Annotated in this window: 26 protein-coding genes; 12 read left to right on the forward strand and 14 right to left on the reverse strand. The window is 43.1% G+C overall.

What is annotated here, in order from left to right; translation table 11 throughout:
* Positions 1-7 precede the first annotated feature (7 nt).
* The 4 genes from ACKI5J_RS18170 to ACKI5J_RS18185 all read right to left on the reverse strand — a co-directional run bounded on the left by ACKI5J_RS18170 (position 8) and on the right by ACKI5J_RS18185 (position 3,330).
* A complete protein-coding gene (locus ACKI5J_RS18170; protein ID WP_407431051.1) occupies positions 8-919 on the reverse strand; it encodes a ribonuclease Z in 912 nt (303 codons plus the stop codon).
* Between the two features lie 7 nt (positions 920-926).
* Entirely contained in the window at positions 927-1,304 is a 378-nt protein-coding gene (locus tag ACKI5J_RS18175; protein ID WP_407431053.1) for an anti-sigma factor antagonist, read from the reverse strand.
* A gap of 30 nt (positions 1,305-1,334) precedes the next feature.
* The gene (locus ACKI5J_RS18180; protein ID WP_407431055.1) at positions 1,335-2,285 is read right to left on the reverse strand and encodes a phosphoribosylaminoimidazolesuccinocarboxamide synthase; all 951 of its coding nucleotides are present in this window, start codon (positions 2,283-2,285) and stop codon (positions 1,335-1,337) included.
* A gap of 79 nt (positions 2,286-2,364) precedes the next feature.
* Positions 2,365-3,330: a PhoH family protein gene (locus ACKI5J_RS18185; RefSeq protein WP_407431057.1), complete on the reverse strand. Its 966-nt coding sequence runs from the start codon at positions 3,328-3,330 to the stop codon at positions 2,365-2,367.
* 103 nt (positions 3,331-3,433) lie between these two features.
* On the opposite strand from ACKI5J_RS18185, the gene ACKI5J_RS18190 reads away from it, so the two are divergent.
* The 5 genes from ACKI5J_RS18190 to ACKI5J_RS18210 all read left to right on the forward strand — a co-directional run bounded on the left by ACKI5J_RS18190 (position 3,434) and on the right by ACKI5J_RS18210 (position 9,051).
* On the forward strand, positions 3,434-4,213 hold the full coding sequence (locus ACKI5J_RS18190; RefSeq protein WP_407431059.1) for an S-adenosyl-l-methionine hydroxide adenosyltransferase family protein: 780 nt from the start codon (positions 3,434-3,436) through the stop codon (positions 4,211-4,213).
* A 112-nt stretch (positions 4,214-4,325) separates the two neighbouring features.
* Positions 4,326-6,149 (forward strand): ABC transporter ATP-binding protein, encoded by a 1,824-nt coding sequence (locus ACKI5J_RS18195; RefSeq protein WP_407431061.1) that lies wholly within the window; start codon positions 4,326-4,328, stop codon positions 6,147-6,149.
* A gap of 58 nt (positions 6,150-6,207) precedes the next feature.
* Positions 6,208-7,593: an MBL fold metallo-hydrolase gene (locus tag ACKI5J_RS18200; RefSeq protein ID WP_407431063.1), complete on the forward strand. Its 1,386-nt coding sequence runs from the start codon at positions 6,208-6,210 to the stop codon at positions 7,591-7,593.
* A 15-nt stretch (positions 7,594-7,608) separates the two neighbouring features.
* Positions 7,609-8,232: an HAD family hydrolase gene (locus ACKI5J_RS18205; protein WP_407431065.1), complete on the forward strand. Its 624-nt coding sequence runs from the start codon at positions 7,609-7,611 to the stop codon at positions 8,230-8,232.
* A 57-nt stretch (positions 8,233-8,289) separates the two neighbouring features.
* On the forward strand, positions 8,290-9,051 hold the full coding sequence (locus tag ACKI5J_RS18210; protein WP_407431067.1) for an SGNH/GDSL hydrolase family protein: 762 nt from the start codon (positions 8,290-8,292) through the stop codon (positions 9,049-9,051).
* Between the two features lie 4 nt (positions 9,052-9,055).
* Here the strand turns inward: ACKI5J_RS18210 and ACKI5J_RS18215 are convergent, their stop codons facing one another.
* Positions 9,056-9,310 (reverse strand): hypothetical protein, encoded by a 255-nt coding sequence (locus ACKI5J_RS18215; protein WP_407431069.1) that lies wholly within the window; start codon positions 9,308-9,310, stop codon positions 9,056-9,058.
* A 135-nt stretch (positions 9,311-9,445) separates the two neighbouring features.
* On the opposite strand from ACKI5J_RS18215, the gene ACKI5J_RS18220 reads away from it, so the two are divergent.
* Positions 9,446-9,622 (forward strand): hypothetical protein, encoded by a 177-nt coding sequence (locus ACKI5J_RS18220; protein ID WP_407431071.1) that lies wholly within the window; start codon positions 9,446-9,448, stop codon positions 9,620-9,622.
* A 567-nt stretch (positions 9,623-10,189) separates the two neighbouring features.
* Here the strand turns inward: ACKI5J_RS18220 and ACKI5J_RS18225 are convergent.
* Both ACKI5J_RS18225 and ACKI5J_RS18230 read right to left on the reverse strand, forming a co-directional pair.
* On the reverse strand, positions 10,190-10,669 hold the full coding sequence (locus ACKI5J_RS18225; RefSeq protein WP_407431073.1) for a Dps family protein: 480 nt from the start codon (positions 10,667-10,669) through the stop codon (positions 10,190-10,192).
* A gap of 47 nt (positions 10,670-10,716) precedes the next feature.
* Entirely contained in the window at positions 10,717-12,063 is a 1,347-nt protein-coding gene (locus tag ACKI5J_RS18230; protein ID WP_407431075.1) for an NfeD family protein, read from the reverse strand.
* Positions 12,064-12,080: 17 nt separating this feature from the next.
* On the opposite strand from ACKI5J_RS18230, the gene ACKI5J_RS18235 reads away from it, so the two are divergent.
* The 4 genes from ACKI5J_RS18235 to htpG all read left to right on the forward strand — a co-directional run bounded on the left by ACKI5J_RS18235 (position 12,081) and on the right by htpG (position 16,510).
* Positions 12,081-12,854 (forward strand): DUF4905 domain-containing protein, encoded by a 774-nt coding sequence (locus ACKI5J_RS18235; protein ID WP_407431077.1) that lies wholly within the window; start codon positions 12,081-12,083, stop codon positions 12,852-12,854.
* A gap of 36 nt (positions 12,855-12,890) precedes the next feature.
* Positions 12,891-13,721, forward strand: a complete 831-nt coding sequence (locus ACKI5J_RS18240; protein WP_407431079.1) for a LysM peptidoglycan-binding domain-containing protein — start codon at positions 12,891-12,893, stop codon at positions 13,719-13,721.
* Positions 13,714-14,352, forward strand: a complete 639-nt coding sequence (locus ACKI5J_RS18245; RefSeq protein ID WP_407431081.1) for a uridine kinase — start codon at positions 13,714-13,716, stop codon at positions 14,350-14,352. Before ACKI5J_RS18240 ends, ACKI5J_RS18245 begins: the two co-directional genes overlap by 8 nt.
* A 274-nt stretch (positions 14,353-14,626) precedes the next feature.
* Entirely contained in the window at positions 14,627-16,510 is a 1,884-nt protein-coding gene (gene htpG, locus ACKI5J_RS18250; protein WP_407431083.1) for a molecular chaperone HtpG, read from the forward strand.
* Between the two features lie 55 nt (positions 16,511-16,565).
* On the opposite strand, the gene ACKI5J_RS18255 is transcribed toward htpG, so the two are convergent.
* The 7 genes from ACKI5J_RS18255 to ACKI5J_RS18285 form a co-directional block, all read right to left on the reverse strand.
* Positions 16,566-17,690: a porin gene (locus ACKI5J_RS18255; RefSeq protein ID WP_407431085.1), complete on the reverse strand. Its 1,125-nt coding sequence runs from the start codon at positions 17,688-17,690 to the stop codon at positions 16,566-16,568.
* A gap of 99 nt (positions 17,691-17,789) precedes the next feature.
* Positions 17,790-18,143: a 6-carboxytetrahydropterin synthase QueD gene (gene queD / locus ACKI5J_RS18260; protein WP_407431086.1), complete on the reverse strand. Its 354-nt coding sequence runs from the start codon at positions 18,141-18,143 to the stop codon at positions 17,790-17,792.
* A gap of 57 nt (positions 18,144-18,200) precedes the next feature.
* A complete protein-coding gene (gene ald / locus ACKI5J_RS18265; protein ID WP_407431088.1) occupies positions 18,201-19,316 on the reverse strand; it encodes an alanine dehydrogenase in 1,116 nt (371 codons plus the stop codon).
* A 209-nt stretch (positions 19,317-19,525) separates the two neighbouring features.
* Positions 19,526-20,062 carry a hypothetical protein gene (locus tag ACKI5J_RS18270; protein WP_407431090.1) on the reverse strand — a complete coding sequence of 179 codons (537 nt, stop codon included), beginning with the start codon at positions 20,060-20,062 and terminating at the stop codon, positions 19,526-19,528.
* Between the two features lie 11 nt (positions 20,063-20,073).
* Positions 20,074-20,418 carry an STAS domain-containing protein gene (locus ACKI5J_RS18275; protein WP_407431092.1) on the reverse strand — a complete coding sequence of 115 codons (345 nt, stop codon included), beginning with the start codon at positions 20,416-20,418 and terminating at the stop codon, positions 20,074-20,076.
* Positions 20,419-20,434: 16 nt separating this feature from the next.
* Positions 20,435-21,565, reverse strand: a complete 1,131-nt coding sequence (locus ACKI5J_RS18280; protein ID WP_407431094.1) for a SpoIIE family protein phosphatase — start codon at positions 21,563-21,565, stop codon at positions 20,435-20,437.
* Positions 21,558-22,109, reverse strand: a complete 552-nt coding sequence (locus ACKI5J_RS18285; protein WP_407431096.1) for a hypothetical protein — start codon at positions 22,107-22,109, stop codon at positions 21,558-21,560. The genes ACKI5J_RS18280 and ACKI5J_RS18285 overlap by 8 nt, the downstream gene beginning before the upstream one ends.
* 84 nt (positions 22,110-22,193) lie before the next feature.
* Here ACKI5J_RS18285 and ACKI5J_RS18290 point away from each other — a divergent pair, with 84 nt between their 5' ends.
* Both ACKI5J_RS18290 and ACKI5J_RS18295 read left to right on the forward strand, forming a co-directional pair.
* Complete coding sequence (locus ACKI5J_RS18290; protein WP_407431098.1) at positions 22,194-23,117, forward strand: glycosyltransferase family 2 protein; 924 nt, start codon at positions 22,194-22,196, stop codon at positions 23,115-23,117.
* 3 nt (positions 23,118-23,120) lie between these two features.
* Positions 23,121-24,308 carry a glycosyltransferase family 2 protein gene (locus ACKI5J_RS18295; RefSeq protein ID WP_407431100.1) on the forward strand — a complete coding sequence of 396 codons (1,188 nt, stop codon included), beginning with the start codon at positions 23,121-23,123 and terminating at the stop codon, positions 24,306-24,308.
* Positions 24,309-24,414: the final 106 nt, after the last annotated feature.

The raw sequence follows: 24,414 nt of genomic DNA on the forward strand, positions 1-24,414 counted from the left end.
AAGAAGGTTACACGGTAAAGGTGTGGCCTTCTAATGCTAATCTGGAATTCGAAAAAACCGTCCTTGCTTCATCCTGAAGAGGTTCGAGCTCACGGTAACGTGCAGAGAAATGTCCAAGTAATAATTGCTCCGCCCCTGCTTTTTCTGCAATCTGGGCTGCCTGAAGTGATGTGGTGTGGAAGGTTTCTGCTGCCCTGGCCGCCATGTCATGCATAAACGTCGCTTCATGATAAAGCGTGCTGACACCCTGAATCTGCTCTATATATTTCCAGTTGCAGATAGTGTCTGAGCAATAAGCATACGAGCGCGGCGGATCGGCCTCCTGGGTAAGCTCAGCCGCAGCGTGAATAACGCCCTGCTTATCCGTAAAATCGACACCCCTCTTGATTAAGGGAATCATGTCTATCGGGATATGTAGCTCGTCAACCTTTTCTTTTAAAATTTTGGGAAGTCGCTTCTTCTGGTTAAACCGAAAACCGGTGCACGGAATTCTGTGTTCCAACGGAAAGGTTTCAACCCTTATATCGGGATTCTCATAAATCAACTCGTTCCTTTGCACCTGCGTGGCATGAAACTCAATAGGATATCGGAGGTCAGTCTGCGAATATTTAAACTGGATATCCAAGATTTCCTTAAGCTCAGGCGGACCAAAGATATTCATAGGCCGCGTGCGACCATAGAGGTGAAGCGACGACAAGAGACCAACCAAACCAAGATAATGGTCGCCATGAAGATGGCTGATAAAAATATGGTTCAACCGCTGTGCTTTGATGCTGTTTTTCAAAAGCTGTTGCTGCGTACCCTCTCCACAGTCGATAAGAAATAAACGCTCATTAGCGTTCAGCACCTGAGCACTCGGATTTCTATTAAAAATGGGAGTTGCGGAGCTACTTCCCAGGATCGTTACCTCAAATTTCATTCGACTTCTATTCCTCGGATCTGTTTAAATCTCTCTCAATCTCTTCCATGAATAACAAATCGATGGCTTCTTCTACGGACTGGGTAATACTGAGAACGTCCTGAAGCTGCGAAATATTGATTAATCGCTCGACATTTTCACTTAGTCCGGAAATGATAAAGCTGCCCGCCGAGTTTTTACATAACCTGTGTCCCACAAGCAAACTGCTAAGTCCGGAAGAATCTGAGTACAGTACCTGGGACAAGTCCAGTATAATGTTTCTTATCCCTTCTGCGTTCATCAAAATCATCTCAGATTTTAACTTGGGTGAAATAAGAGAGTTTAACTTTTTTTCTTCCAGTATAATAAGTACGTACTTCTCGTGCCTGTCTAGTGAATATTTCATTACTTTATTGGTTAGAAATAATATCCTATATTAACTTAATCTTTTCAGGCTCTCTTCAACGTTCGCTCTGATTCGATCATTTATTTCTGAAGATTCTGATTTGCGGAACGACTCACCGGTGATGTGTTCGTAAAGTTCAATATAGCGTTCTGATATCGATTTCACAAGTTCGGGTGACATATAAGGAACTTGTTGTCCCTCTTTACCCTGAAACCCGTTCTCAATCAACCACTGTCTTAGAAATTCTTTGGACAATTGTCTTTGAGGCTGCGACTCCTTTTGCAGCTGCGCATATGAATCCGCATAAAAATACCTGGAAGAATCAGGTGTATGAATTTCGTCGATCAGATAAATCTTTCCGTCAGCAGCCTTCCCGAATTCGTACTTGGTATCTACCAGTATCAATCCACGTTCAGCCGCTATATCCGTTCCCCGTTGAAAGAGCTGACGTGTATACTGCTCTAATTGCAGGTAATCTTCTTCCGATACTATTCCCTTTTCAAGTATATCCTCGCGGGAGATATCTTCATCATGACCCACGGCAGCCTTCGTCGTAGGGGTTATGATAGGAGCTGGTAATTTGTCATTTTCCTTAAGTCCTTCAGGAAGTGAAACTCCGCAAACCGCTCGTCTGCCTGCCTGATATTCCCTCCAGGCATGGCCGGCGAGGTAACCGCGTATCACCATCTCCACTTTAAACGGCTCACAGATTTTACCGATAGTGACATTGGGATCAGGTATATCTATAACCCAATTCGACACGATGTCCTGGGTAGCACTTAGAGACTTAGCTGCAATCTGATTCAACACCTGCCCCTTATAAGGTATGGCCTCAGGTAAAATAACGTCGAAGGCAGATATCCTGTCACTTACGATCATTACCAGATAGTGATCGCCGATCGTATAAACGTCGCGGACCTTCCCCTTGTAAAATTTCGTCTGTCCCGGAAAATTAAAGTGAGTTTCTTTGATAGCAGTCATCTGGAAAATGGATCAAGTTAATCTTAATAATAAGTCCAAAATTATCAAATAATGTCAGAATACCCACTTTCTAGGCAGATTATTGAATATCTCCGTAAGCTTCGAGTATCCTTCTCACCAATTTATGGCGAACCACATCTTCACCATTCAGATAGATTATTTCGATACCCTTGATATCTGTAAGAATTCGTAGTGCGGTATATAAACCCGATTGTTGCTTCTTGGGAAGATCTACCTGCGTAACATCTCCTGTGACTATAAACTTAGCCGTAGGACCCATACGTGTAAGAAACATCTTGAGCTGCATGTCCGTTGCGTTCTGCGCCTCATCCAATATAACGAAACAATTATCAAGCGTCCTCCCTCTCATAAAGGCCAGTGGCGCAATCTCAATGGTGCGGTTCTCCAGAAAGTGTTTAAGCTTTTCAGGCGGTATCATATCATCAAGCGCATCATACAGCGGACGCAGATAGGGATCAATTTTCTCCTTCATATCACCAGGCAAAAAGCCCAGGTTTTCGCCCGCCTCAACAGCGGGTCGGGTCAGGATGATACGCTTAATCTCCTTGTTTTTTAGAGCCCGTACTGCCAGTGCAACGGCAGTGTATGTTTTCCCAGTACCGGCCGGCCCGATTGCAAAAAGAATATCATTTTTATTGATACTATCCACCATGCGGCGCTGATTGGCTGTCCGCGCTTTTACGACAATGCCGTTAGGACCAAAAACAATGGGTTCTGATCCACCTCCCAACTTGTCTGACTGCCCTGAAGCAGGGTCTGCATTCAAAGCCAGCTTAGCCCCGATTAAGCTTTCCAGATCGTTTGGACTAAGGTTGTCAAATTTCTCGACATGGTCGTACACTTTTTGAAAGCGTATTTGAAATGATACAAGTTCTGCTTCATCACCAAGCACTTTTAATTCTGAACCCCGCGCAACCATCTTGATCTTAGGAAATTGCTTCTTAATAAGTTCTAAATAGTCATTATTAGGCCCCCAAAGCACAAGCGGGTTTATGTTCTCCAGATCTATCTTTAATTCGTTCAAGTTATCGTTTTTTTAAGTTTCCTGGTACGTATGTGCGATTAAAATTCAATATTTGCACACTTGCGTCTTATCACAAGAATAACAATAAATATTTACATTTTAAATGGCTGTAATTACTTTAACAACCGACCTCGGCGACAAAGATTTTTACCAGGCTGCTCTGAAAGGAAGCATCCTCAGTCTCCTGCCAGATGTAAATATCGTTGACATTACACACCGTATTGCAGCATTTAACATTCCTCAGGCAGCTTTCGTTTTAAAAAACTCGTTTCATTATTTCCCAAAGGGCACCGTTCACCTGGTGGGGATAGATTGCGTTTATAACCAGAACACGCATTACCTGGCAATTAAATACCGTGACCATTATTTCGTGGGTTCAGATAACGGAATTTTTTCACTGATGTTCGAGGAGGATCCCGCGGAAATCGTAGAGATCAACATTATTCAGGATCTGAAATTCCTGCACTTCCCGCTGACCGACATATTTGCTAAAGCCTGTTGCATGATTGCTTCCGGCGTACCGCTGGATGACATCGGTGTGCCCGTAGGACAACTGAGGCAGAAAGTCAATCTTAGTCCCGTTATCGACAAAGACATCATCCGCGGAAGCGTTATCTACATCGACTCGTTTCAGAATGTTATCACCAATATCTCCAAGGATCTGTTCACCAGAGTTCAGGGAAACAGAAACTTTACGCTGAACTTTAAAAGGGGCGAAACGATCAGCCACCTCAGCTGGCACTACAACGAAGTTCCCGAGGGAGAAAAGCTTTGTCTTTTCGGGATAAGCAACCATCTCGAGATCGCTATAAATAAAGGAAATGCCAGCAAGCTTCTTGGCCTCTATTTGAATGACATTGTTACCGTAGAATTTCATTCCTGATCAAAGCATACCTTAACAAGGGTAATATGACGTATAGGTGATGCTTGTTTATGTCATTTTTTTAATAATAATGTATTTTTGCATGCTTTTTTACGGCATTTAAACAAACTCAATGGCTCGAAATAGATTTAATAGTGGCACAAGCCCTGAACAGGAACTGAATAAAGCCAAGATTAACAAGCAAACCATTAAAACAGCTTCAGGACTCCTCTCTTATTTAAGACCATACCGATGGAAATTTGTTATAGGGTTAGTGTTTCTGCTGTTATCCAGCCTGACAGGCCTTGCTTTTCCGGCCTTGCTTGGCGCAATGATCGATGTAGCTAAGGGGGAGGCTCCCAGATGGTTTATTCCGGATAGTATAAATGCGATAGGAATTGTATCTTTCATTATCCTGTTTTTTCAATCGTTTGTTTCCTTCTTCAGGATTCGTCTATTTGTAGAGGTTGCCGAAAAAACGATTGCCGATATACGCCGAAACACCTATTTCAAGCTCATTACTCTTCCGATGGACTTTTTTGCCAGCAGAAGGGTCGGAGAATTGAACAGCCGTTTGTCTGCCGACCTCTCACAGATACAGGACACTATCACGACTACACTCGCTGAGATGGTACGCCAGGTAATTTTGCTTGTTGGTGGAATTTCCTTCCTGATTATAGTATCGCCAAAACTTACACTATTCAACCTCGCCATTCTGCCCATCCTCGTGCTTTCGGCAGTGCTGTTTGGCAAGAAAATCCGTAAGATATCCAGACAGGCCCAGGATCGTTTGGCTGACAGCAATATAGTTGTGGAGGAAACACTGCATGGCATAAGCTCGGTGAAAGCATTTGCCAATGAAGCCTATGAAGCAAACCGGTACGACAAAAGCCTGAAGGAAGTTGTCAAAATAGCACTCAAGGGAGCTACTTTGAGAGGAGGTTTCGCCTCTTTTATTATCTTCTGTTTGTTTGGGGCTATTGTCGCCGTGATCTGGTATGGTTCTTTACTGGTTGCCGACGGCAGCATCACGATTGGAAGCCTCACCACCTATATCATATACTCCATGTTTGTGGGGGCAGCAATGGGTACATTCCCTGAACTGTACGCTAACGTGCAGAAAGCCTTAGGAGCAACGGAGCGGATCATTGAAATTTTGAACGAGAATAACGAGCCTGTATCGATCAACGCTGCGGAAAACGTCAGCAAGTCTCTGCTCAAGGGAAATCTAACCTTTAGGAATGTGCGCTTTTCATACGCATCACGAAAGGAAATAACCGTTCTCCACGATGTGTCATTTGAGGCAAAGGCCGGACAACGTATTGCTCTTGTCGGACCGAGCGGAGCAGGCAAGTCGACCATAGCATCCTTAATTCTTCGTTTTTACGAGCCCAGCGAAGGAGAGATCTTGTTTGATGGAAAACCTTCCAGCCGGTATCCGCTCACCGATATCCGAAACCAGATCGCGATCGTGCCACAGGACGTTTTGCTGTTTGGAGGGTCCATTCGCGAAAACATTGCCTATGGAAAGCTATCTGCTTCTCAAGACGAAATCATCTCTGCTGCTAAGCAGGCAAATGCCCATAACTTTATTATGGCCCTGCCCGAAGGTTATGAAACACTCGTTGGTGAGCGCGGAATCAAACTATCTGGCGGCCAGAGGCAACGCATAGCCATTGCCCGCGCGCTGCTTAAAGATCCTGCTATTCTTATTCTGGACGAAGCTACCTCCTCCCTGGATTCGGAATCCGAACGTCTTGTTCAGGAAGCGCTGGAGGTGCTCATGAAAAACCGTACTTCCATTATCATTGCACACCGGTTATCAACTGTAAGAGAAGCTGATTCCATACTGGTACTGGAGAAAGGAAACGTTGTAGAAAGTGGTTCTCACGCTGAATTACTGAAAAACGAAAACGGTCTGTATAAATACCTGAGCAACCTGCAGTTTGAAGCTTAGCATTATTCTCTATAATAATTTTACCATAACCGGCCTCGCCGAAACGATATAACCTAAGATGAAATTAACCATTTGGGGTGCTGCTGAACAGGTTACCGGAAGCATGCATTTGCTGGAAGTCGGCAAATACAAAATACTCATAGATTGTGGCCTTGATTACGAGAAATCAACCAGACAAGAGGAGAATGAGGTATTCCCTTTCAAACCTTCGGAAATCGACGTAGTCATTCTGACACATGCCCATATTGACCATTCAGGAAATTTGCCCACCTTGCTGCGTATGGGCTTTGAAGGACAAATTTTATGCACAGCTCCGACCGCTGACCTGGCAGAGCTGCTGCTCCTTGATTCAGTAAACCTCTTCATGGGAAGAATGCGAAAGAAGAGTCGTCGCTCAAGAAGTGTGTCGGGTCCGCGCCCGTTATATCTGCAAAAGCACGTCATGGAGACAGCCGGTCAGTTCGTCACGATCGGCTTCAACAGGCCATTCAGGTTAAACGGTGACATCGAACTTGAACTCATACCCTCCGGACATCTGTTGGGAGCTGCATCAGTAGTGTTAAAGATTAATGAAAACGGATCAACGAAGACCATTGCGTTTTCTGGCGATGTCGGCAGAAAAAATTATCCCGTCATCGTGGATCCTCTGCCTCTTCCACAGGTTGACTACCTCGTGTGCGAATCCACCTACGGTGGCCGCTACCACAGTAAAGACGAAACCATCGAAGAAACGCTGATCCGAACCATCGAAGAAACTTGTATTAAGACGCCCGGAAGACTAATTATCCCTGCGTTTAGTATCGGACGTACCCAGGCTCTCGTCTACTCACTCAACAAAATCTTTTCCACAGGCAAGCTACCTCCCGTAAAAATCTTTGTTGATAGTCCTCTGGCAAATTACGCTACAGAAGTATACCGCAAGCACCATCATTATCTCAACGAAGATGCCCAATCTTTTTATAATTATAATGGTGATGAGTTTGAATTTGACAACCTACATTATGTGCAGAACATGAAGGAAAGCAAATCACTTTCCAATTACCTCGAACCCTGCATCATCGTCTCTTCTGCCGGTATGCTTGAGGGTGGCCGGATTCAGGATCACCTCTATCATAACTTACAAAACTATTATTGTACTATTCTGTTCGTTGGATACAGTGCCAAAGGAACGTTGGGTCACCGCTTGCTAAGAGGTGACCAATTTGTACATCTCCGTGATCGTGAGCTGGCGGTCTATGCTAAAATCACACGAACGGATGCTCTTAGCGGACATGCAGATCACGAGGATTTGGTCAATTTGGTAACATCCCAGGATAAGGCACGTTTGAAGTCGGTTTTCCTTGTACATGGAGAACCAGAGAGTATGCGCATGCTGGGAGAGGACCTGATGTCCAGAGGATACGCTGTATCGATTCCTGTAAAAGGACAACTATTCGCGCTTTAAATTAATCGAAACTATATGAAGTTTGACAGCATAATTTTTGATATGGATGGCACCCTATGGGATCCGACAGAACTATATCTGGAAGCTTGGAACAGCGGACTTAAGACATCTGGAATTGACAAGGTCTTAACCGCCGCCGACCTGAAACCCATGATGGGTGTTAACGGGAAAAGTGTTCTGGAAACACTTCTGCCAGGCCAGGATGACGATACCAGGCAACGGATTGCCGATGCGGTTAACGCACGCAGGCGCGAGCTCATCACTTCAGGCGGTGGAACGATGTATCCTGGCGTGAAAGAAGGAATCAAAGAGCTATCTAAAAAATACAAGCTTTTTATCGTAAGCAATTGTCCCAAAGGCATCATTACGTTGTTTACGAGCCGCGCCGGAATCGCTGAATATATTGTCGATGAAATGGCTTATGGGTTTAATCTGAAGCCAAAAAATCACAACATAAAGCTGCTTATTAAGAAGCACAACCTGAAAAGCCCGGTTTATGTAGGAGACACCGATATTGACCGTGTTGAAAGTGAAATGGCCGGCATCCCCTTTGTATTTGTGAGCTACGGATTTGCAGTGGCCGAGCGATATGATCTGACGTTTGATAATTTCGATAGTCTTGTAAAGCACTTCTCCTGAAATTTGCGAAAAACTCTATATCTTCGACGCGCTAAACGAAGCTTAACCTAATCCATTATGAACTCCATGAAAATTCCGAGACGTTCTTTCCTTAAGAGTACTATAATCGCCAGTGTGGCTACTTTGACCCTTCCCGAAATTGCATTGGCCTCCATTCCCTCCATGAAGCAAAAGAAGACTCTTTTGAAAAATAACGCCGTTATTCTTTTCCAGGGAGATTCGATAACTGATGCTGGGAGATCCAAAACCGAAGGAAAACCCAATCATGCTGGGGCTCTGGGATCAGGTTATGCATTTTTAGCATCAGCAAATCTGATGGGATCTTACCCCGAAAAATCTTTGAAGATTTACAACAGAGGCATCAGTGGAAACAAGGTCTATCAGCTTGCCGACCGCTGGGAACGCGATACAATCGAGATCCAGCCCGACGTGTTGAGTATCCTGATTGGCGTAAACGACTTCTGGCATATGATGAATGGAACCTATAAAGGAACGCTTGAAACCTACAGGAATGACTACAGAAATTTGCTGAGCCTTACCAAAGCTAAACTACCGAATGTGCAGCTAATCATCGGCGAGCCTTTTGCTCTCAAAGGAACATCGGTTAAACCAGACTGGTTTCCGCTGTTTCATGATTACAGGGCAGTAGCAAGGGAAATCGCGAACGAGTTTAACGCGACGTTTATTCCCTACCAGCAGATATTCGATAAAGCGCTTGAACTTGCTCCCGTATCGTATTGGGCACCCGATGGAGTGCACCCCTCCATAGCAGGGGCACAGTTAATGGCCGGCAGCGTCTTACAGGTATTCCGGAAATAGCCGTCTACTGATCAAGACTGGTGTCATTGTAAATACTTTTGTTGGCATCGTCAACGGTAATAAAAGTATACGTGTCCAAAACGTTTTCAAACTCATCGTCATCATCCCATAACGGGATGATTGGCTTTTGATGATTAATAGTAATGAAGGCATTCATTGCTGCGATTCTTTCCTTCTCCACACAAGGAATGCCTGCATTACTAATTCCCGCCTGAACGGCAGTTTCTGTTTCATGACATATAAAAAATAGTTGTTTCATAGATCTTTGAACTTCTAATAACCACTCCATCAGCAATTAGTTTGTGAGGTATGGCCTAATAACTGCATCCAGTCTCCGACGATTAAAATATTGCTCATCCTGAAACAATAAGACACCAGATTTGTTATGTTCATTATGATTAATGACAATATCTATATTACTTACATATTCAAAGACCGCAATACCAACCAGTTGATTCAACAATTGGTTGTGAGAAACACGGTAAAGGCATATGAAAGTGTGCTGCTTACTATCCAACAACTTACAGAAAAATACTCTTTGTCAGCTCAGGATATCATTGTAGAAAACTAGTCAACTCATTTGCTGGTTTTTCAATTTATTCTGGATGAAAGCGAAGCTAGCTGATATGATCGCTGAAAAGAGCAGGTTATAGTGGCAGTACCCGCCGGATAAACACAAACAAGGGGACCTGGTATATCCCCTACCCTTTCCTTACTGTCTGCTTGAACATACGCTGTATTTTTTTACGGAACAAGGTAGAACGGTAGAAGGCTGTCCGCTTTTTAGCAGATCAGGTATGGAGAAAGGTAAGGGCTTAAAGTAAAACGCCTTTATATGAAGGTGTAAACGGCCCCACTTAGTGCCGTGATTAGTCCGACTTTACGCACACCAAGTCGGACTAATCACGGCATTAAGTGCGGCTAATGTCGCCTTCATATAATCGTTATCTTTAATAACATTGCCTGTCTTATACTGAAAATACCTTACACTTATCGAACAGTGAAAGAAGTCACTTATACATGCAGGGCATGTCTTCTCTCCTATATCGCCTGCAACTAATCTTAATTACCTCGTCAAAAATAAAGGCCTGATTTATACAAAATCAAGCCTTCAGATTAATAGTATTTAAAACGGATGTTAACTCTTTCCGCAAAATGCTCTCAGCATCCAGGTATTCTTTTCTTTAAACTGCATAAAGCGATTGATCATATCATTCGTTCCTTCGTCACCGCTTGCAGCAGTCGCTTCCATGAGATTACGCTCCATTTCAATCAGGGCATTAAAATCTTCCAGAATGGCTTCTACCAGCTTGATATCTTCCATTCCGATGGTATTAATCTCCTTTATCGTCGCCGTATTAATGTAGTCCTGATAAGTACTTAAAGGAGCCTTTCCTAAAGTGAGAATTCGCTCAGCAAGTTCGTCAATCGTTGCTACTGCATTAGTATACAACTCTTCAAACTTCACGTGGAGCGTAAAGAAACTCTTTCCTTTCACATTCCAGTGGGCTCCCCTTAGCTTCTGGTAATGGATATGATAATTGGCAAGATAATCATTTAGCTCGTCAACTACTGGACGTACATCCGTGTCCTTTAATCCGATTTGTTCAGCTTCCATAAATGCATTATTTTATATCAATAACCGAAGTCCTCGCCATAAGGTTTCTACGAAATCATCTTTCTTACAAATACATTATAATTCTCCTGCTTCTCAACATAAACGGGTGTACCTTTCTCCAGATATCCGTCGAGTGCAATAGCATCGTACCAAACCCCCTCGATCTCAATCTTTCCGGACGGACGCATGTCGGTTTTAGCAAACCCTTCTTTTCCGACAATGCCGGCGGACTGCTTTCCGCTAACATATCCAAGATCAGACCGCTGTTCATCTTCCAGTACCAACCTTCTGAAAACAGGTGTTTTCATGATCGATTTTCCGAGTATAACGGATATTACGATAGAAGCAACCATAGAGAACAGCACGATGATTACCGCCGTGGTCAGCTGTTCAGAGCCTGTAACATTGAAGTCAAAAAAGTCATTCAAAACCATACTCAAGGCCAATCCGGCCACTATACAAATAATACCTAAGATCCCTGCTACTCCAAAACCCGGAATAACAAATACTTCCAGCAGCAGCAAAACAATTCCGACCAGGAAAAGGCCGATCTCCCAATGAGCAGCCAGACCTTCCAAATATAACGGCGCGAAGAACAATGCTGCGGCTACGACTGAAACGAGCAGAGCAAATCCTATGCCCGGCGTTTGCATTTCGAAATAGATCCCGCCTATTATCAGAAGAATCAAAAAACCACTAACCACCGGAGATATCAGAAACGCAATGATGCGATCAATGGTGGTCACCTGGTGATCTATACGATTTTTGAGGTCCAGTCCTTCCGCCGTAAAAATTTGCTCAACATCAGCAGCCTCGGCCTGGCAATAGCCAACTTTAATTGCCTCTTTACTGGTTAATGTAAGAACCTTCCCTTTGGGATTAACATCTTTTATTTCCACATCCGGATCTACAAAGGCTTCGGCGATCCGTGGATCGCGGCCCTTAGCCTCGGCCGTTGCCCGCATGAGTCCACGCATGTATGACTGGTATTTTTCAGGCAGTACGGTACCTTTGGTATCGACTACGCTGGCTGCACCGATACTTGCACCTGGCTTCATATAGATCTTGTCACAGGCGATTGATATCAAAGCTCCTGCTGACGCTGCATTATTATCAATGAAAACAATGGTTTTCATACGCGAATTCAAAATGGCAGATCTGATCGAATCAGCATACTCGACCATCCCACCGAAGGTATTCATCCGGATGATGACCGTGGAGGCACCCAACTGGTTAGCTTGATCAAATGCCTTTTTCGTTTGCCTCCATGATGGGGGGCCAATCTCATCGTGCAGATCAAACACATATACTTTTGCTGACTGACTCCACAGCAAGACGGGGAAAAATAATGTGAAAGTCAATAATATAATTCTAACAATAGCAGAACGATTCATATTTGCTAATTTTGAAAATGTCTTCAACCACTAAATATACACTAAAACCGTCCCTTCGGGCAAACTTTAAGGGAATAATTTGGAAGGTTGAAACTGATGCCGCGAACCGCATTATTGCTGTCGAAACACGGAATTCTGAAAATCGCACTGCCAGCTACTCGGCATTTAACTTTGAAACCGGAAGGACGCTTTTCAAAGAGGTAACCGTGCAGGACAGTTGGCACTGGGGACTCGATATGGCTTGCCATAGCTTGGTCTATCTACACAGCTATGTAAATGAAAAGACTCCCGAGCATAAGGCAATCATTGCACTAGACACTTCCGGAAGTATCGCCTGGCAGATCTATAACCGCACATTAGACAGTGCAATTGCAGAGGGCCTCGTTGTGTATAACCCAACGGTACAGCAGAAGCAGTATGAGTTGCTTAACCCTGTTTCGGGAATAATCGAGAAAAGCAATATCAGCAGTTTTATACCACTTGGCAGAAACATTTATTTCCCCGAAATAACAACAGACCAGGACCTCCTGAAAAGCATTGAAGAGATAGGCACACCCGTTGGGCCGGTTTCATACCTTGTTCACAATGGTAAAGAATGTGTTTCATTTCATGCCGCCGAGAATTCAATTCTATCACAATACCTGGTTATACGGACTAACGGTATCGTGATTCACGAAGAAATCCTTGAGCATAACATACAAAAACTCAATCCCGAACCGTTCTATATCGAGCAAGACCATTTATTCTGCATAAGGAATAACAAAGCAGAAATTGTGGCATATTTAGTATAATTGTAACCTTTTAATTTAAACATACAGAAAAAATAAATGCGTTTTATTTTAGCAAGTGTTTGCATATTTGTTTCAGGCGGTGTATTTGCAAACAGCCGGCTAGACTCAGTCGGCCGTGAAAACAACAATGGAAAATTAGTTATTATCCACTCTGTAAATCCAAAAGAATCATATTACTCTATAGGCCGCTTGTACAAAGTGGCGGCAAAAGATATTCAGTCCTTTAACAAGGTTCAAATCTTACGGCCGGGCTCGTTAGTAAAAGTTCCAACTGAGCGTCCGTTTGTCAGCGTCCTGCCGGCGGTTAATCAAGCAACCAGCGCTCAAAAGCAGGATGACGGACTTGTAGATTATAAGGTTGGCCCTAAAGAAACCTTATTTGCAATAGCCCGCAGGTTCAATACACATGTAGAGTCCATAAAGCAACTGAATAATTTAAAGGGTAATGGTCTGGCAGTAGGGCAAGTGATCAAAGTGAAGCCCGGAGCAGGTGCGCCTTTGCCCCCAGTGGAAACGGTTCTTGAAGTGGCAAAATCCGATTCTGACAGGGTCATTCCGCAAATGCCGGTGAACCGATACGGGTTGAAAGAAAAGACGGAGAAAGGAATCGCGACATGGATCTCTGATGAGAACCTGGATTCGTCAAAAATGCTTGCACTTCACAAAACTGCTCCTGTGGGTACAGTCGTCCGTATCAGCAACCCGATGACAGGCAAGACTACGTTCGCAAAGGTTGTTGGTAAGTATACTGAAAACACCACGACCAAAGACGTTATAATTGTCATTACCCAAGCTACGGCTGATCTTCTGGGTGTGCTCGACAAACGTTTCTTAGTGACTATAGACTACGGTGTTCCCAATGAATAAGCCTTTCGTCATCGGAATAGCAGGGGGAAGCGGCTCCGGCAAAACATTCTTTCTTAATTGTTTCCTGCATCATTTTACAGATGATCAGGTTAGTCTTATATCGCAGGATGACTATTACAGGCCAATAGAAGATCAACCGCGGGATGAAAATGGCTGGGTGAATTTTGATCTCCCCGAATGCATTGAAGATGAAAAGCTCTTAAACGATCTTTCGATATTGCTTCGCGGCCAATCTGTTCAGAAAAAAGAATACACGTTCAATGTAGACAAGGAGAAGGCGAAAATGCTCACCATCAAGTCGGCTCCTATTATTATCGTTGAAGGGCTATTTGTATTCCACTACGCGAAGCTTGCTTCATTATTCGATATGAAGATCTTCCTGGATGCAGATGAAGAGATTACCTTGAACCGAAGGCTGAAACGGGATATCAGAGAGCGAGGGTATGACCATGACATGATTATGTATCAATGGACCAATCATGTACTGCCTGCCTACAATTCGTATCTTTTACCGTATAAAGATAGTGCTGATAAGATTATCATTAATAACTCTCATGTTGCTGACGACATTATAGAGGTTACTAAAGAGCTGGCGACCGAGTTAAAAGACTCAGTTCTCATTGATTATTAGCATCTTTGCATGAATAAATCTACCAATGGAGAATTTGATAAGTGAGAAGAGCGAGATCCCGACCGATCCTGGATCTTTTAAGGGAATAGGTAAATGTCTTTTTTGTTGTGCAAGCAAAAAATGCTGCAAGAAATATAAAAAAGGAAAACGATGTAAAGATTGTCCAGGAAAAAAGAAGTAAGTGGCTCTTTTTTATGTCAGATTGTCATTCTTTCATAATTGGAACAAGCCTTGATCTAAAGTCATTGAAACATTTAACATATTTCAAAAGACTATGCAAGAGAAAGGAACTATTTCGATCCACACCGAGAACATCTTCCCCATTATTAAGAAGTTCTTATATTCTGACAATGAAATTTTCTTACGTGAGCTTGTATCTAATGCCGTAGATGCGACACAAAAGATCAAACGCTTATCATCCCTGGGCCAGTATACCGGAGAGCTCGGCAAGTTACAAGTTGAAGTTGCCTTCGACGCAGAGAAGAAAACACTCACAATCTCTGATCCTGGTATCGGGATGACTGCAGAGGAGATAAAAAAATATATCAACCAGATTGCGTTTTCCGGAGCTACGGAATTCGTGGAAAAATTCAAAGATGCAAAGGACGCGAACGAACTGATTGGCAAATTTGGCCTGGGCTTCTATTCTGCCTTCATGGTGGCAGACAATGTTGAAATCCAGACGCTTTCTTATCAGGAAGGCGCGCAGCCGGCACGCTGGATATGTGATGGCAGCACTGAATTTGAAATAACAGAGGGTTCCCGCACATCCAGAGGTACAGACATTATCCTCCATATTAATTCAGAGTCGGAAGAGTTTCTTGACAAGGCCAGGCTTCAGCAGATCCTTGATAAGTACTGTCGCTTCTTACCGGTGCCGATCAAATTCGGTACAACAACGGAGAGTGAGCCTGACGGCGAGGATGAAGAAGGCAAACCAAAGTATACCTCTGTAGAAGTTGATAATATCATTAACAACCCTAATCCGATCTGGACAAAAGCCCCTGCTGATCTAAAAGACGAGGATTATCTGGCATTCTATAAAGAGCTTTATCCGTTTTCTGAAGATCCTCTTTTCTGGATTCACCTCAACGTTGATTATCCTTTCAACCTCACAGGAGTTTTATACTTCCCGAAGGTGAAGAACGACTTCGATATTCAGCGTAATAAAATTAAGTTGTTTTCCCGCCAGGTTTTCATTACTGACGAGGTAAAAGATATCGTTCCGGAGTTTCTTATGTTATTGCATGGAGTAATTGACTCTCCGGATATTCCACTGAACGTATCCAGAAGTTTCCTGCAGGCAGATAGCAATGTAAAGAAAATCAACAATTATATCACCCGCAAAGTAGCGGACAAATTGGGTGACCTTTACAAGAAAGACCGTAAGGCTTATGAAGAGAAATGGAAAGACATCGGCCTCTTTATTAAATACGGAATGGTGAGTGAAGAGAAGTTTTATGAAAAAGCAAAAGATTTCGCTCTGCTGGTAAATACTAAGAATGAGTATTATACCCTCGAAGAATACAAAGCTAAAGTTCAGCCTCTTCAGACAGATAAGGACGGTAATCTTGTATATCTGTATACGAACGATGCTTCTAAGCAGGATTCGTATATCCAGTCTGCCAACAGGAAAGATTATGATGTCTTGGTTATGGACTCCCCTATCGATAACCACTTCATTAATCAGCTTGAACAAAAGCTTGAAAAAACTTCACTTAAGCGTGTTGACGCTGATGTTGCGGACAAATTAATCGCAAAAGATGACAGTCCTGCGCATATTTTGACTGAAGATCAGGTTAAGGTGGTGAAAGATATCTTCGATAAAGCCATCCAGAAGCCAACATATAAGGTAGAAGTGGAAAGCATCAGTCCAGACGAGCTACCGGTTCACGTTTCGATGGATGAGTTTATGAGACGTATGAAAGACATGGCGCAAATGGGCGGTGGAATGGGCTTTTATGGTTCATTCCCTGACAGCTACAAGGTTGCGGTAAACGGTAACCATCCGCTTATCGGACGAATCCTTGCGAGTGAAAGCGAAGAGGAAAAAATAAACCTCGCTAAACAAGCTGTTGATCTGGCTATGTTATCTCAAGGTCTGTTAACAGGCGCAGATCTTACTGAATTTGTTAAGAGAAGTGTTCGGTTAATATAAGCCTATCCCCCTTTCAAAAGCCCCCGGTCGCTTCTTCGTCCCGGGGGCTTTTCTGTTAAAAGCGGACCTGCATTTGTGCTACTGCAATATTATATCTCTTTTTGGGGTTTACGGTGGTACTGTGATTGAACATCTCCATGGTGTACCCTAACTGCAACCGCGCAAAATAGTCATCAGTAAACTCAAGGCTTAGCATGGGGGTAAGTGTTTGCCGTTGGTTTCTATTTATACGGTAGTTCTCATCGAGACACTCATAACGCGAAGATAATTCGATAGATCTAAGCCTTGGATGCTTATATTCGTACCTAAGATTAGGAAACAGATAAAATCCACGATTTAGATAAGTTCCTGCGGAATGAACCGGGGTCGTGCCGGCAGTTCGGAAGGCTGCTATATTAGCACCCTGTTTATACTCCCCCGAAAGGTCAAGCTTCAGACGTTCTGACAAGGGAATGAATACCGACATATCGACCCCCATCGCAGAAACGTGTTCTCCCTCAAGTGCTGTCAGAGCTCCGTTTATTCCTAGCTTGAGATTTTTAAAATATCCGCTTTCCAGCCTGGCATAGAAGTTTTTTCCGTTATCGTTATCCATAGCCTGGTTTCTGTTGTTACCGTTATAAACACCTACATAATAATGCAGAGGAACATTCCCTGGATGCAGCTCTCCATACAGCGTGATCCCAAGTTGGAATCCCTGCCATCCGCTTGCACTGAATAAATAATATTGATTAGAATAGTCGAGGGATTTAATAATGTCGGCGGGGTATATATCTTCTGCGCCAAAGAATGGCCGGAACTGTCCCATTTGAACATTAAAAGCGCTGTTAAAACGATAACGGATAAAGGCGTTTTCCAGAACCTTTGCCTGTGGATTGCCGGAAAAATCGGCCAGATTAACCATTATATTGGCGTCCAAATGATTATTAATATCCGTTCGCAACATAACTCTTACACGCTTAAGCGAAAAGCTGTTGCTTACTCCTTTATCCAGACATGCGTTGCCCCCTACATCCACGCTGTCGGTCATGGAATAGGTGTATCTTAATTGAACCAGACCTGAAAGTATCGTGTTCCGCTTAAAATTCGAAAAGTTAATAGCTGTGGAGTCTTCCTGAGCGATACTTTGATAGGGTATCGAAGCCAGAATAAGAAATACAAGAATAGAACAGGTACGCATATTGAACGGGTGTAAACCATGCAATATTACTTCTTAGCCAGCGATATAAATATGCGCCAAATCACTGCCGCATGTGAGAGCCGCCAGTGGCTCAAGATACTATCCTGTGTAAATAACTCCGGAGGTAGGCGTTTCGTTGATTTCAATCTTAGAAAGCAAGGGCATTAAAGGCTTTATTTTGATCCAAAACCATTCGGCAAGACGTTCACTTGTAGGGTTCTCAAGACCAGGGATCTCGTTCAGCAGGCGATGATCCAAACTCTTAACCAGTGGGTCGACCGCATCCTTCAAATCTGTAAAATCTACCAGCCATCCGGTAAGAGGATCCACATCGCCCTCCAGGAAAACGGTAAGTGTATACGTGTGACCGTGCATTCTTCCGCATTTATGGTTTTCACTTACATAGGGAAGGAAATGCGCGGAATCAAATGAAAATTGTTTGTAAATAACCATGTAGGAAAGGAATAGGGTCAAAGATAAGACAAAACCTACATTTGACCCTAAAAATTATTATTGCAATAGCCGCCGAACGTCCTCGTATGCCAAAGCGTGCGAATCAGCGACAGCCTTATAGGTTACAAATCCGCCTAAAGTATTTACACCCTTAAGCAGAGCTTCGTTCTCCAGGCAAGCCCGTCTATATCCTTTGTTAGCGATCTGGATAGCATAGGGTACGGTAACATTTGTCAATGCGAGCGTTGATGTATGAGGTACCGCGCCTGGCATATTGGCGACAGAATAATGCACTACACCATGTTTCATGAACACTGGATTATCATGAGTGGTGATGCGGTCTGACGTTTCGAAGCTGCCCCCCTGATCTATTGCGATATCAACCACAACAGAGCCGGGCTCCATCGACATAACCATTTCCTCTGATACAAGAGTAGGCGCCTTAGCACCCGGAATTAACACAGCGCCTATTACGAGATCAGACTCTCTGACCGCTTCAGCAATGTTGTGAGGGTTCGACATGAGCGTGTTGATATTGCTGCCAAAGATATCATCCAACTGGCGCAGACGATCGGGATTAAGGTCGATAATGGTCACATCCGCACCGAGTCCCACCGCAATTTTCGCCGCATTCGTTCCTGCTACTCCCCCTCCGATGACCGTTACCCTGGCTCGTCTGACTCCGGGAACTCCACCGAGTAGCACTCCCTTGCCACCTTCCGGCTTTTCGAGAAATCTCGCACCCACCTGGGCTGCCATTCTACCGGCTACTTCGCTCATGGGCGTTAATAAGGGCAAAGATCCGTTCTCTAACTGCACCGTTTCATAAGCTATACCAACCACTTCATTGTCGATCAGCGCCTTCGTTAACTCAGGCTCCGCTGCAAGGTGGAGGTATGTGAATAAAATCAGTCCAGAACGGAAGTACCGGTACTCGGAAGGAATGGGTTCTTTAACCTTCATGATCATATCCATCGCCCAAATGTCGGCGGGGCTGTCTAAGATCACAGCCCCTGCGTCCTGATATTGCTTATCAGAAAAGCCTGAGCCCAATCCAGCACCTCTTTCTATGAAAACCTCATGACCAAAGCGGGTCAAATAAGTAACTCCGGCAGGAGTCATAGCAACCCTGTTCTCATTATTTTTAATTTCTGCAGGAACTGCAATACGCATAAACTAATGTTTAATATTTTTAAAATAAAGATGCCTTATTTAAGAGATAAGACAGGAAAAGCAGGTAAATATACAAATATGACAAATTATATAGAGAGAAAACGCTATTATTTACAACAAATTGTCAGATCAATATAGAATTTAAATACCTAATGCTTGGAGTGATATACTTCCCAAAAAGTAATTTTCTTCATCGGACATCTAACGGATCATCCCAGGGAGACAGAAATGTCAAAATGGTTTAATCCGTCAACTTCTTTAAAAAGGTATCGAACCGAATCTGACGATTTAAGCAAAATCAATAGGCCGTAATGTTCCTCCATTTCCATGATCTGATCAGGAGAATGTATGGGATACTCAACAACTTCAAATAAAAGTGAATAGGGAGAATCGACGATGGCATAAATACAATAAAGCTCATCTTTATGTATTTCGATCTGCTCACCGACAAATGACCCGTGTAGGGGTAAATGTCCGTATTTCTTCAGATAAAAAGGCTTTCCGTTATCGGTCTTTCTTATATTAATTACCTTATCACTGATATCAATATTCAGTACGCTATTCTCTGCACCAGAATGCTTCACAGCATTTGTCAACAGCTCCACAATAACGTGCCGACAATTATTAACCTTAACCGCATAGCGCTCCGGAGAGACATTCTCCCTGATGAAGCTTATGACTTCATACATCAATGGCTGAATGCTCTGTACTTTATTATCAAAGAAAAACTGCTTGTTTAAAAACATATGGTTTTACACTATCCGGCAACCCATCCATCTTCATACGAAGCGGGTACCACTTTAAACACCTTAAAGACCTTATCCATTCTAATCATCTCAAACAAGTTAAGGATGTTTTCATTAAGACCATATACCGCCAAATCTCCCCCCTTTGTCAAAGCGTATTTAAGTGAAGCAACCAACGCACCAAGAAATGAACTGTCTATATACTGGACGTTTTCAAATGAGATGAGAATCTGTTTCTGCCCCGAATCTATCGCTGTGATGAGTTCGTGTTTGAAAACATCAGCCTGCTCCATATTGGCTTCGGCAATCATGATGGTTGCAATGTGATAATTACTATATGCTGTTATTTCAATCATAACTAAATGCTGTCTATTATACTTTTTCGATTATAACCAAACTTCTGTCGTCGACTACACTCTGGTCCACATTATCCGAGAACATCTCGTTTTTGATCTCCTTGTAAGTATCTGCTTGACCAAGAAGCCGTCCGAGCTTCTGGACAAACAGAGCGTAATCCGACGTCTTTCCTGTTTCACCTACGAAATCAATCATTCCGTCAGTTATTGCTACTAACTGGTCACCTGTATGCATTTCCAGGACATCTTCCTGATACATTCCATTTTCAAGTATCCCTAGTAGAAGTCCCTCTGACTGTACACAGGAAATGCGTCCATCAGCTTTTCGGAAGTGAATAACCGGTAAATCGCCTGCTCCCGCATAATAAACCTTAGAGGCCGCCTGATCAATCATCATAAGGGAAAGCGTGGAAAGCACATCTCCCAAAACGGGGTCAAGACAAACGATGCGGTTAATCTTGTTGAGGATACTGGCGGGCGACGAAATGCCGTCAAATACACAAAGGCGAATCGCTGAACGTATGTAACTTAAAAAATTGAAGGAAAAAAACCAGGCTCCCCATTTCTTCCCCATCACGTCACCAAGAATTACAAAAATAGAATTCTCATCCGTTTTAATAAAGTCAATAAAGTCCCCGCCAGGGTAATGGTTATAGGTTTGATAAAGAAACTGAAGCTTAAATCCCTCTACCTTTGGTGCGGCAAGAGGTACAGAGCGTAGGTTGAGAGCCTCTGCTGCAGCTCCAATTTCAAACAATGATTTCTCATGCTGCTTCCTAATCGTGTCAAGGATATTATTGAGTTTTGAAACCACCAGATGGACCGGCGTGTTCTTATCAATGTAGTCAACGGCTTGCATCTCAAGCCCCTTCTGCATGGTACTTTCATCGGCAAAAGAGGTATAAAAAACAAAAGGAATATTTTTGTACCGCTTGTCTCTCAGCAGTACCTTCCTGAACTCAAAACCATCTATCTCAGGCATTGAATAATCAGACAAAACGATGTCGGGAATTTCTTCATACAAGAGATCAAGAGCTTCACGCACTGATTTCGCAGTCCTGCAACTGAACCCCTTAGCTCCCAAAGCCCGACATATCAGCTGAAGCATAAAACGGTCGTCATCCACCAACAATATTTTCTTAGCCATGCGGATTGGTTCTTTTCAGGTTATTCAGTGAGTTAAAAAACAAATATACGCCAGTGAAGATAATTACCAACGCTATAAGGTCCATCAAAGTCACCCCGTCATTCTGACTGAAGTAAAAAATGGTAAACATTTCGAAATACGGCGGCGCAGGCATGATAACCATCGCAAATCCAAGCAAGATCAGAAGCACAGCCAGGATCATCAGCGAGATACCTGATCCTTTATCGGCAGAGATCATTCGGGAGGAATCGTTACTGTCAAGTTTATACTTAGACAGCAGTTTTTCGAGGTCATCTGCTTTTTCGAGTCGCGACAATGAATTGTCATCCAATTTCTTAAACTCATCAAGATCCTGCAGGGACAATGATTTACGTTCGATAGCCTCGTTAAACTTTATATGTAGCTTCTCAATACTGTCACTATCGAGCTTACTGTTATCAAGCAGATGTATTAACTCATCGAGCTTCTTCTCTGCCGAAACCTTTGCCTCATCAAGCTCCTGGAATTTCCTTATCTCATTCTTTATACGCTTCTCGCTTCCCAATGTTCAAATATTAATTATATTTTTACCTTAGATCCCTTTGATGAAACAGGAAATTCTTCCAATAGTAAAAAAATAATTGCCCGAATGAAAAAAGTTTCTGTCATCACAGTCAATTACAATCAGCCTCAAGTTACAGAAACACTTTTAAAATCCATAGCCGAACACAATAAATATCCAGCACTTCAAATCATAGTTGTAGATAATGGCAGCCTCGTAAACCCGGTTCCCGATTGGCACGAGAAATACCCCGGTCATAGCTTTTTGCGCTTAGAAACCAACCGGGGATTTGCAGGAGGTAATAACGAAGGTATCAAATTAGCGGACGGCGATTATATTTTCTTTGTCAACAACGACACAGAGTTTACAGAAGGTCTTGTTGAATCGCTCGTCACTTTACTGGACCAGCATCCACAGATAGGGATGATTTCGCCCAAGATCAGATATTTCGACCAGCCAGACATCATCCAATACGCTGGATTTACCCCAATGGAATACCATACAGCCAGAAACAAGTGTATTGGAGAGCTGGAGCCAGATAAGGGACAGTATGACTATAGCACTGGAAAGACAGGGTTTATTCATGGTGCTGCCATGATGGTCAGAAGGTCGGCGATGGAGAAAGCAGGATTGATGTTCGAAAGCTTCTTCCTATACTATGAAGAAATGGATTGGTGTGAGCGGATCAGGAACCTTGGATTTGAAATCTGGCTGGATCCACGAGCCCTTATATATCACAAAGAATCAGTCTCGGTCGGAAAGAAAAGCGCCCTGAAAGAATATTTCATGAACAGGAACAGGATACTGTTCATCCGCAGAAATGCTCCATTGCTCAGTAAATACACCTTTTATGCGTATTTTGCGGCCGTGGTTTTCCCCAGAAATCTGCTCAGATATATGTTCGAAGGACGGTATGACCTGGCAAAACAGCTAGTTCGCGCAGTGAAATGGAACCTGAGTCACAACAAGGATAGTACGGAACTCGGTTATCCGGTACACAAAATTAAGTAACATATGGAAATAACCTTCTGGCTGTCTGTCTTTATCGTATTTTACACTTTCATCGGATATGGCATTTTATTATTCATCCTTGTTAAACTGAAACGTCTTACCGGCAAAAAAACACCGGAAAAATTACTGGACATTTCCTCTCTTCCCAGCTGTACACTTATCATCGCCGCATATAATGAACAGGAGTATATGCACGATAAAATCCGAAACACCTTGGCACTAAAATATCCCCAACACAAACTGGAGATTATTTTTGTAACCGATGGATCTACAGATCAGACACCCCAAATTGTAGCGCAGTATCCGCAAATTAAACTTCTTCATTCGCCCTCAAGACATGGAAAGATTCATGCGGTTCACCGCGCAATTGAACAGGTCAGCTCTGATGTAATCGTTTTTACCGATGCCAACACATTCCTGAACGAAGATGCGCTTCAGCTCATTTGCCGGCACTATGAAGATCCCCGGGTCGGCGCGGTTGCTGGTGAAAAACGTGTATTTTCCGGGAAAGAAGCTGACGCCAGCTCCGCGGGTGAAGGCTTTTATTGGCGATATGAATCCACACTTAAAAAATGGGATTCTGAGCTACACTCTGTTGTTGGTGCGGCGGGAGAGCTGTTTAGCATCAGACGCGACCTGTACCAGCCAGTGGGTAGTGATATCATTCTGGATGATTTCATGATTTCTATGCTGATTGCCATGAAAAACTACCGGATAGTGTATGAACCTGACGCTTATGCAATTGAACATGCATCGGCCGACGTAAGTGAAGAGCTAAAAAGAAAGATCCGCATTGCTGCCGGAGGCATTCAATCAATCATTAAACTGCTGCCTCTGCTTAACGTTTTCAAATATGGAGTGCTCAGCTTTCAATATATCAGCCACCGTGTGCTCAGATGGACCATAACTCCCTTCTTACTTATACTGATCTTTGTATTGAACGTCTTCCTGTTATCTTCTGATGACCAATCGCTCTATACCATTATCCTGATACTGCAAATTATTTTCTATATTTCAGCCATTGCGGGATCTATACTTGAAAATAAGCAGATAAAGATTAAGGCACTTTTTGTCCCTTATTATTTTTGCGTGATGAATTATGCTGTCTTTCGGGGGATAATCAGATATTGCACCAGGAAACAGAGTGCAACATGGGAGAAATCAAAACGAAAAGATAGTAAAAAAAACTAAAACACTTATTCGTCTTCAGATGTTACTGAATGTTATTTGTATCTAAATGAGACGTCTTAACTAGACATTTGACATACCGGCGTGCCGCGAAGCACTCCCTTAACGT

It is taken from the genome of Arcticibacter sp., from assembly GCF_045629565.1.
Taxonomy (GTDB): Bacteria; Bacteroidota; Bacteroidia; order Sphingobacteriales; family Sphingobacteriaceae; genus Arcticibacter.

Excerpts from the sequence above, each read along its gene's own strand:
- ACKI5J_RS18295 (WP_407431100.1), top strand. The coding sequence starts at position 23,121 with ATGGAAATAACCTTCTGGCTGTCTGTCTTTATCGTATTTTACACTTTC.
- ACKI5J_RS18280 (WP_407431094.1), bottom strand. The coding sequence starts at position 21,565 with ATGGCTAAGAAAATATTGTTGGTGGATGACGACCGTTTTATGCTTCAG.
- ald (WP_407431088.1), bottom strand. The coding sequence starts at position 19,316 with ATGCGTATTGCAGTTCCTGCAGAAATTAAAAATAATGAGAACAGGGTT.
- ACKI5J_RS18210 (WP_407431067.1), top strand. The coding sequence starts at position 8,290 with ATGAACTCCATGAAAATTCCGAGACGTTCTTTCCTTAAGAGTACTATA.
- ACKI5J_RS18290 (WP_407431098.1), top strand. The coding sequence starts at position 22,194 with ATGAAAAAAGTTTCTGTCATCACAGTCAATTACAATCAGCCTCAAGTT.
- ACKI5J_RS18195 (WP_407431061.1), top strand. The coding sequence starts at position 4,326 with ATGGCTCGAAATAGATTTAATAGTGGCACAAGCCCTGAACAGGAACTG.
- ACKI5J_RS18200 (WP_407431063.1), top strand. The coding sequence starts at position 6,208 with ATGAAATTAACCATTTGGGGTGCTGCTGAACAGGTTACCGGAAGCATG.
- ACKI5J_RS18230 (WP_407431075.1), bottom strand. The coding sequence starts at position 12,063 with ATGAATCGTTCTGCTATTGTTAGAATTATATTATTGACTTTCACATTA.
- ACKI5J_RS18240 (WP_407431079.1), top strand. The coding sequence starts at position 12,891 with ATGCGTTTTATTTTAGCAAGTGTTTGCATATTTGTTTCAGGCGGTGTA.
- ACKI5J_RS18175 (WP_407431053.1), bottom strand. The coding sequence starts at position 1,304 with ATGAAATATTCACTAGACAGGCACGAGAAGTACGTACTTATTATACTG.
- ACKI5J_RS18275 (WP_407431092.1), bottom strand. The coding sequence starts at position 20,418 with ATGATTGAAATAACAGCATATAGTAATTATCACATTGCAACCATCATG.
- ACKI5J_RS18215 (WP_407431069.1), bottom strand. The coding sequence starts at position 9,310 with ATGAAACAACTATTTTTTATATGTCATGAAACAGAAACTGCCGTTCAG.
- htpG (WP_407431083.1), top strand. The coding sequence starts at position 14,627 with ATGCAAGAGAAAGGAACTATTTCGATCCACACCGAGAACATCTTCCCC.
- ACKI5J_RS18205 (WP_407431065.1), top strand. The coding sequence starts at position 7,609 with ATGAAGTTTGACAGCATAATTTTTGATATGGATGGCACCCTATGGGAT.
- ACKI5J_RS18245 (WP_407431081.1), top strand. The coding sequence starts at position 13,714 with ATGAATAAGCCTTTCGTCATCGGAATAGCAGGGGGAAGCGGCTCCGGC.
- ACKI5J_RS18180 (WP_407431055.1), bottom strand. The coding sequence starts at position 2,285 with ATGACTGCTATCAAAGAAACTCACTTTAATTTTCCGGGACAGACGAAA.
- ACKI5J_RS18270 (WP_407431090.1), bottom strand. The coding sequence starts at position 20,062 with ATGTTTTTAAACAAGCAGTTTTTCTTTGATAATAAAGTACAGAGCATT.
- ACKI5J_RS18220 (WP_407431071.1), top strand. The coding sequence starts at position 9,446 with ATGATTAATGACAATATCTATATTACTTACATATTCAAAGACCGCAAT.
- ACKI5J_RS18170 (WP_407431051.1), bottom strand. The coding sequence starts at position 919 with ATGAAATTTGAGGTAACGATCCTGGGAAGTAGCTCCGCAACTCCCATT.
- queD (WP_407431086.1), bottom strand. The coding sequence starts at position 18,143 with ATGGTTATTTACAAACAATTTTCATTTGATTCCGCGCATTTCCTTCCC.
- ACKI5J_RS18225 (WP_407431073.1), bottom strand. The coding sequence starts at position 10,669 with ATGGAAGCTGAACAAATCGGATTAAAGGACACGGATGTACGTCCAGTA.
- ACKI5J_RS18190 (WP_407431059.1), top strand. The coding sequence starts at position 3,434 with ATGGCTGTAATTACTTTAACAACCGACCTCGGCGACAAAGATTTTTAC.
- ACKI5J_RS18235 (WP_407431077.1), top strand. The coding sequence starts at position 12,081 with ATGTCTTCAACCACTAAATATACACTAAAACCGTCCCTTCGGGCAAAC.
- ACKI5J_RS18255 (WP_407431085.1), bottom strand. The coding sequence starts at position 17,690 with ATGCGTACCTGTTCTATTCTTGTATTTCTTATTCTGGCTTCGATACCC.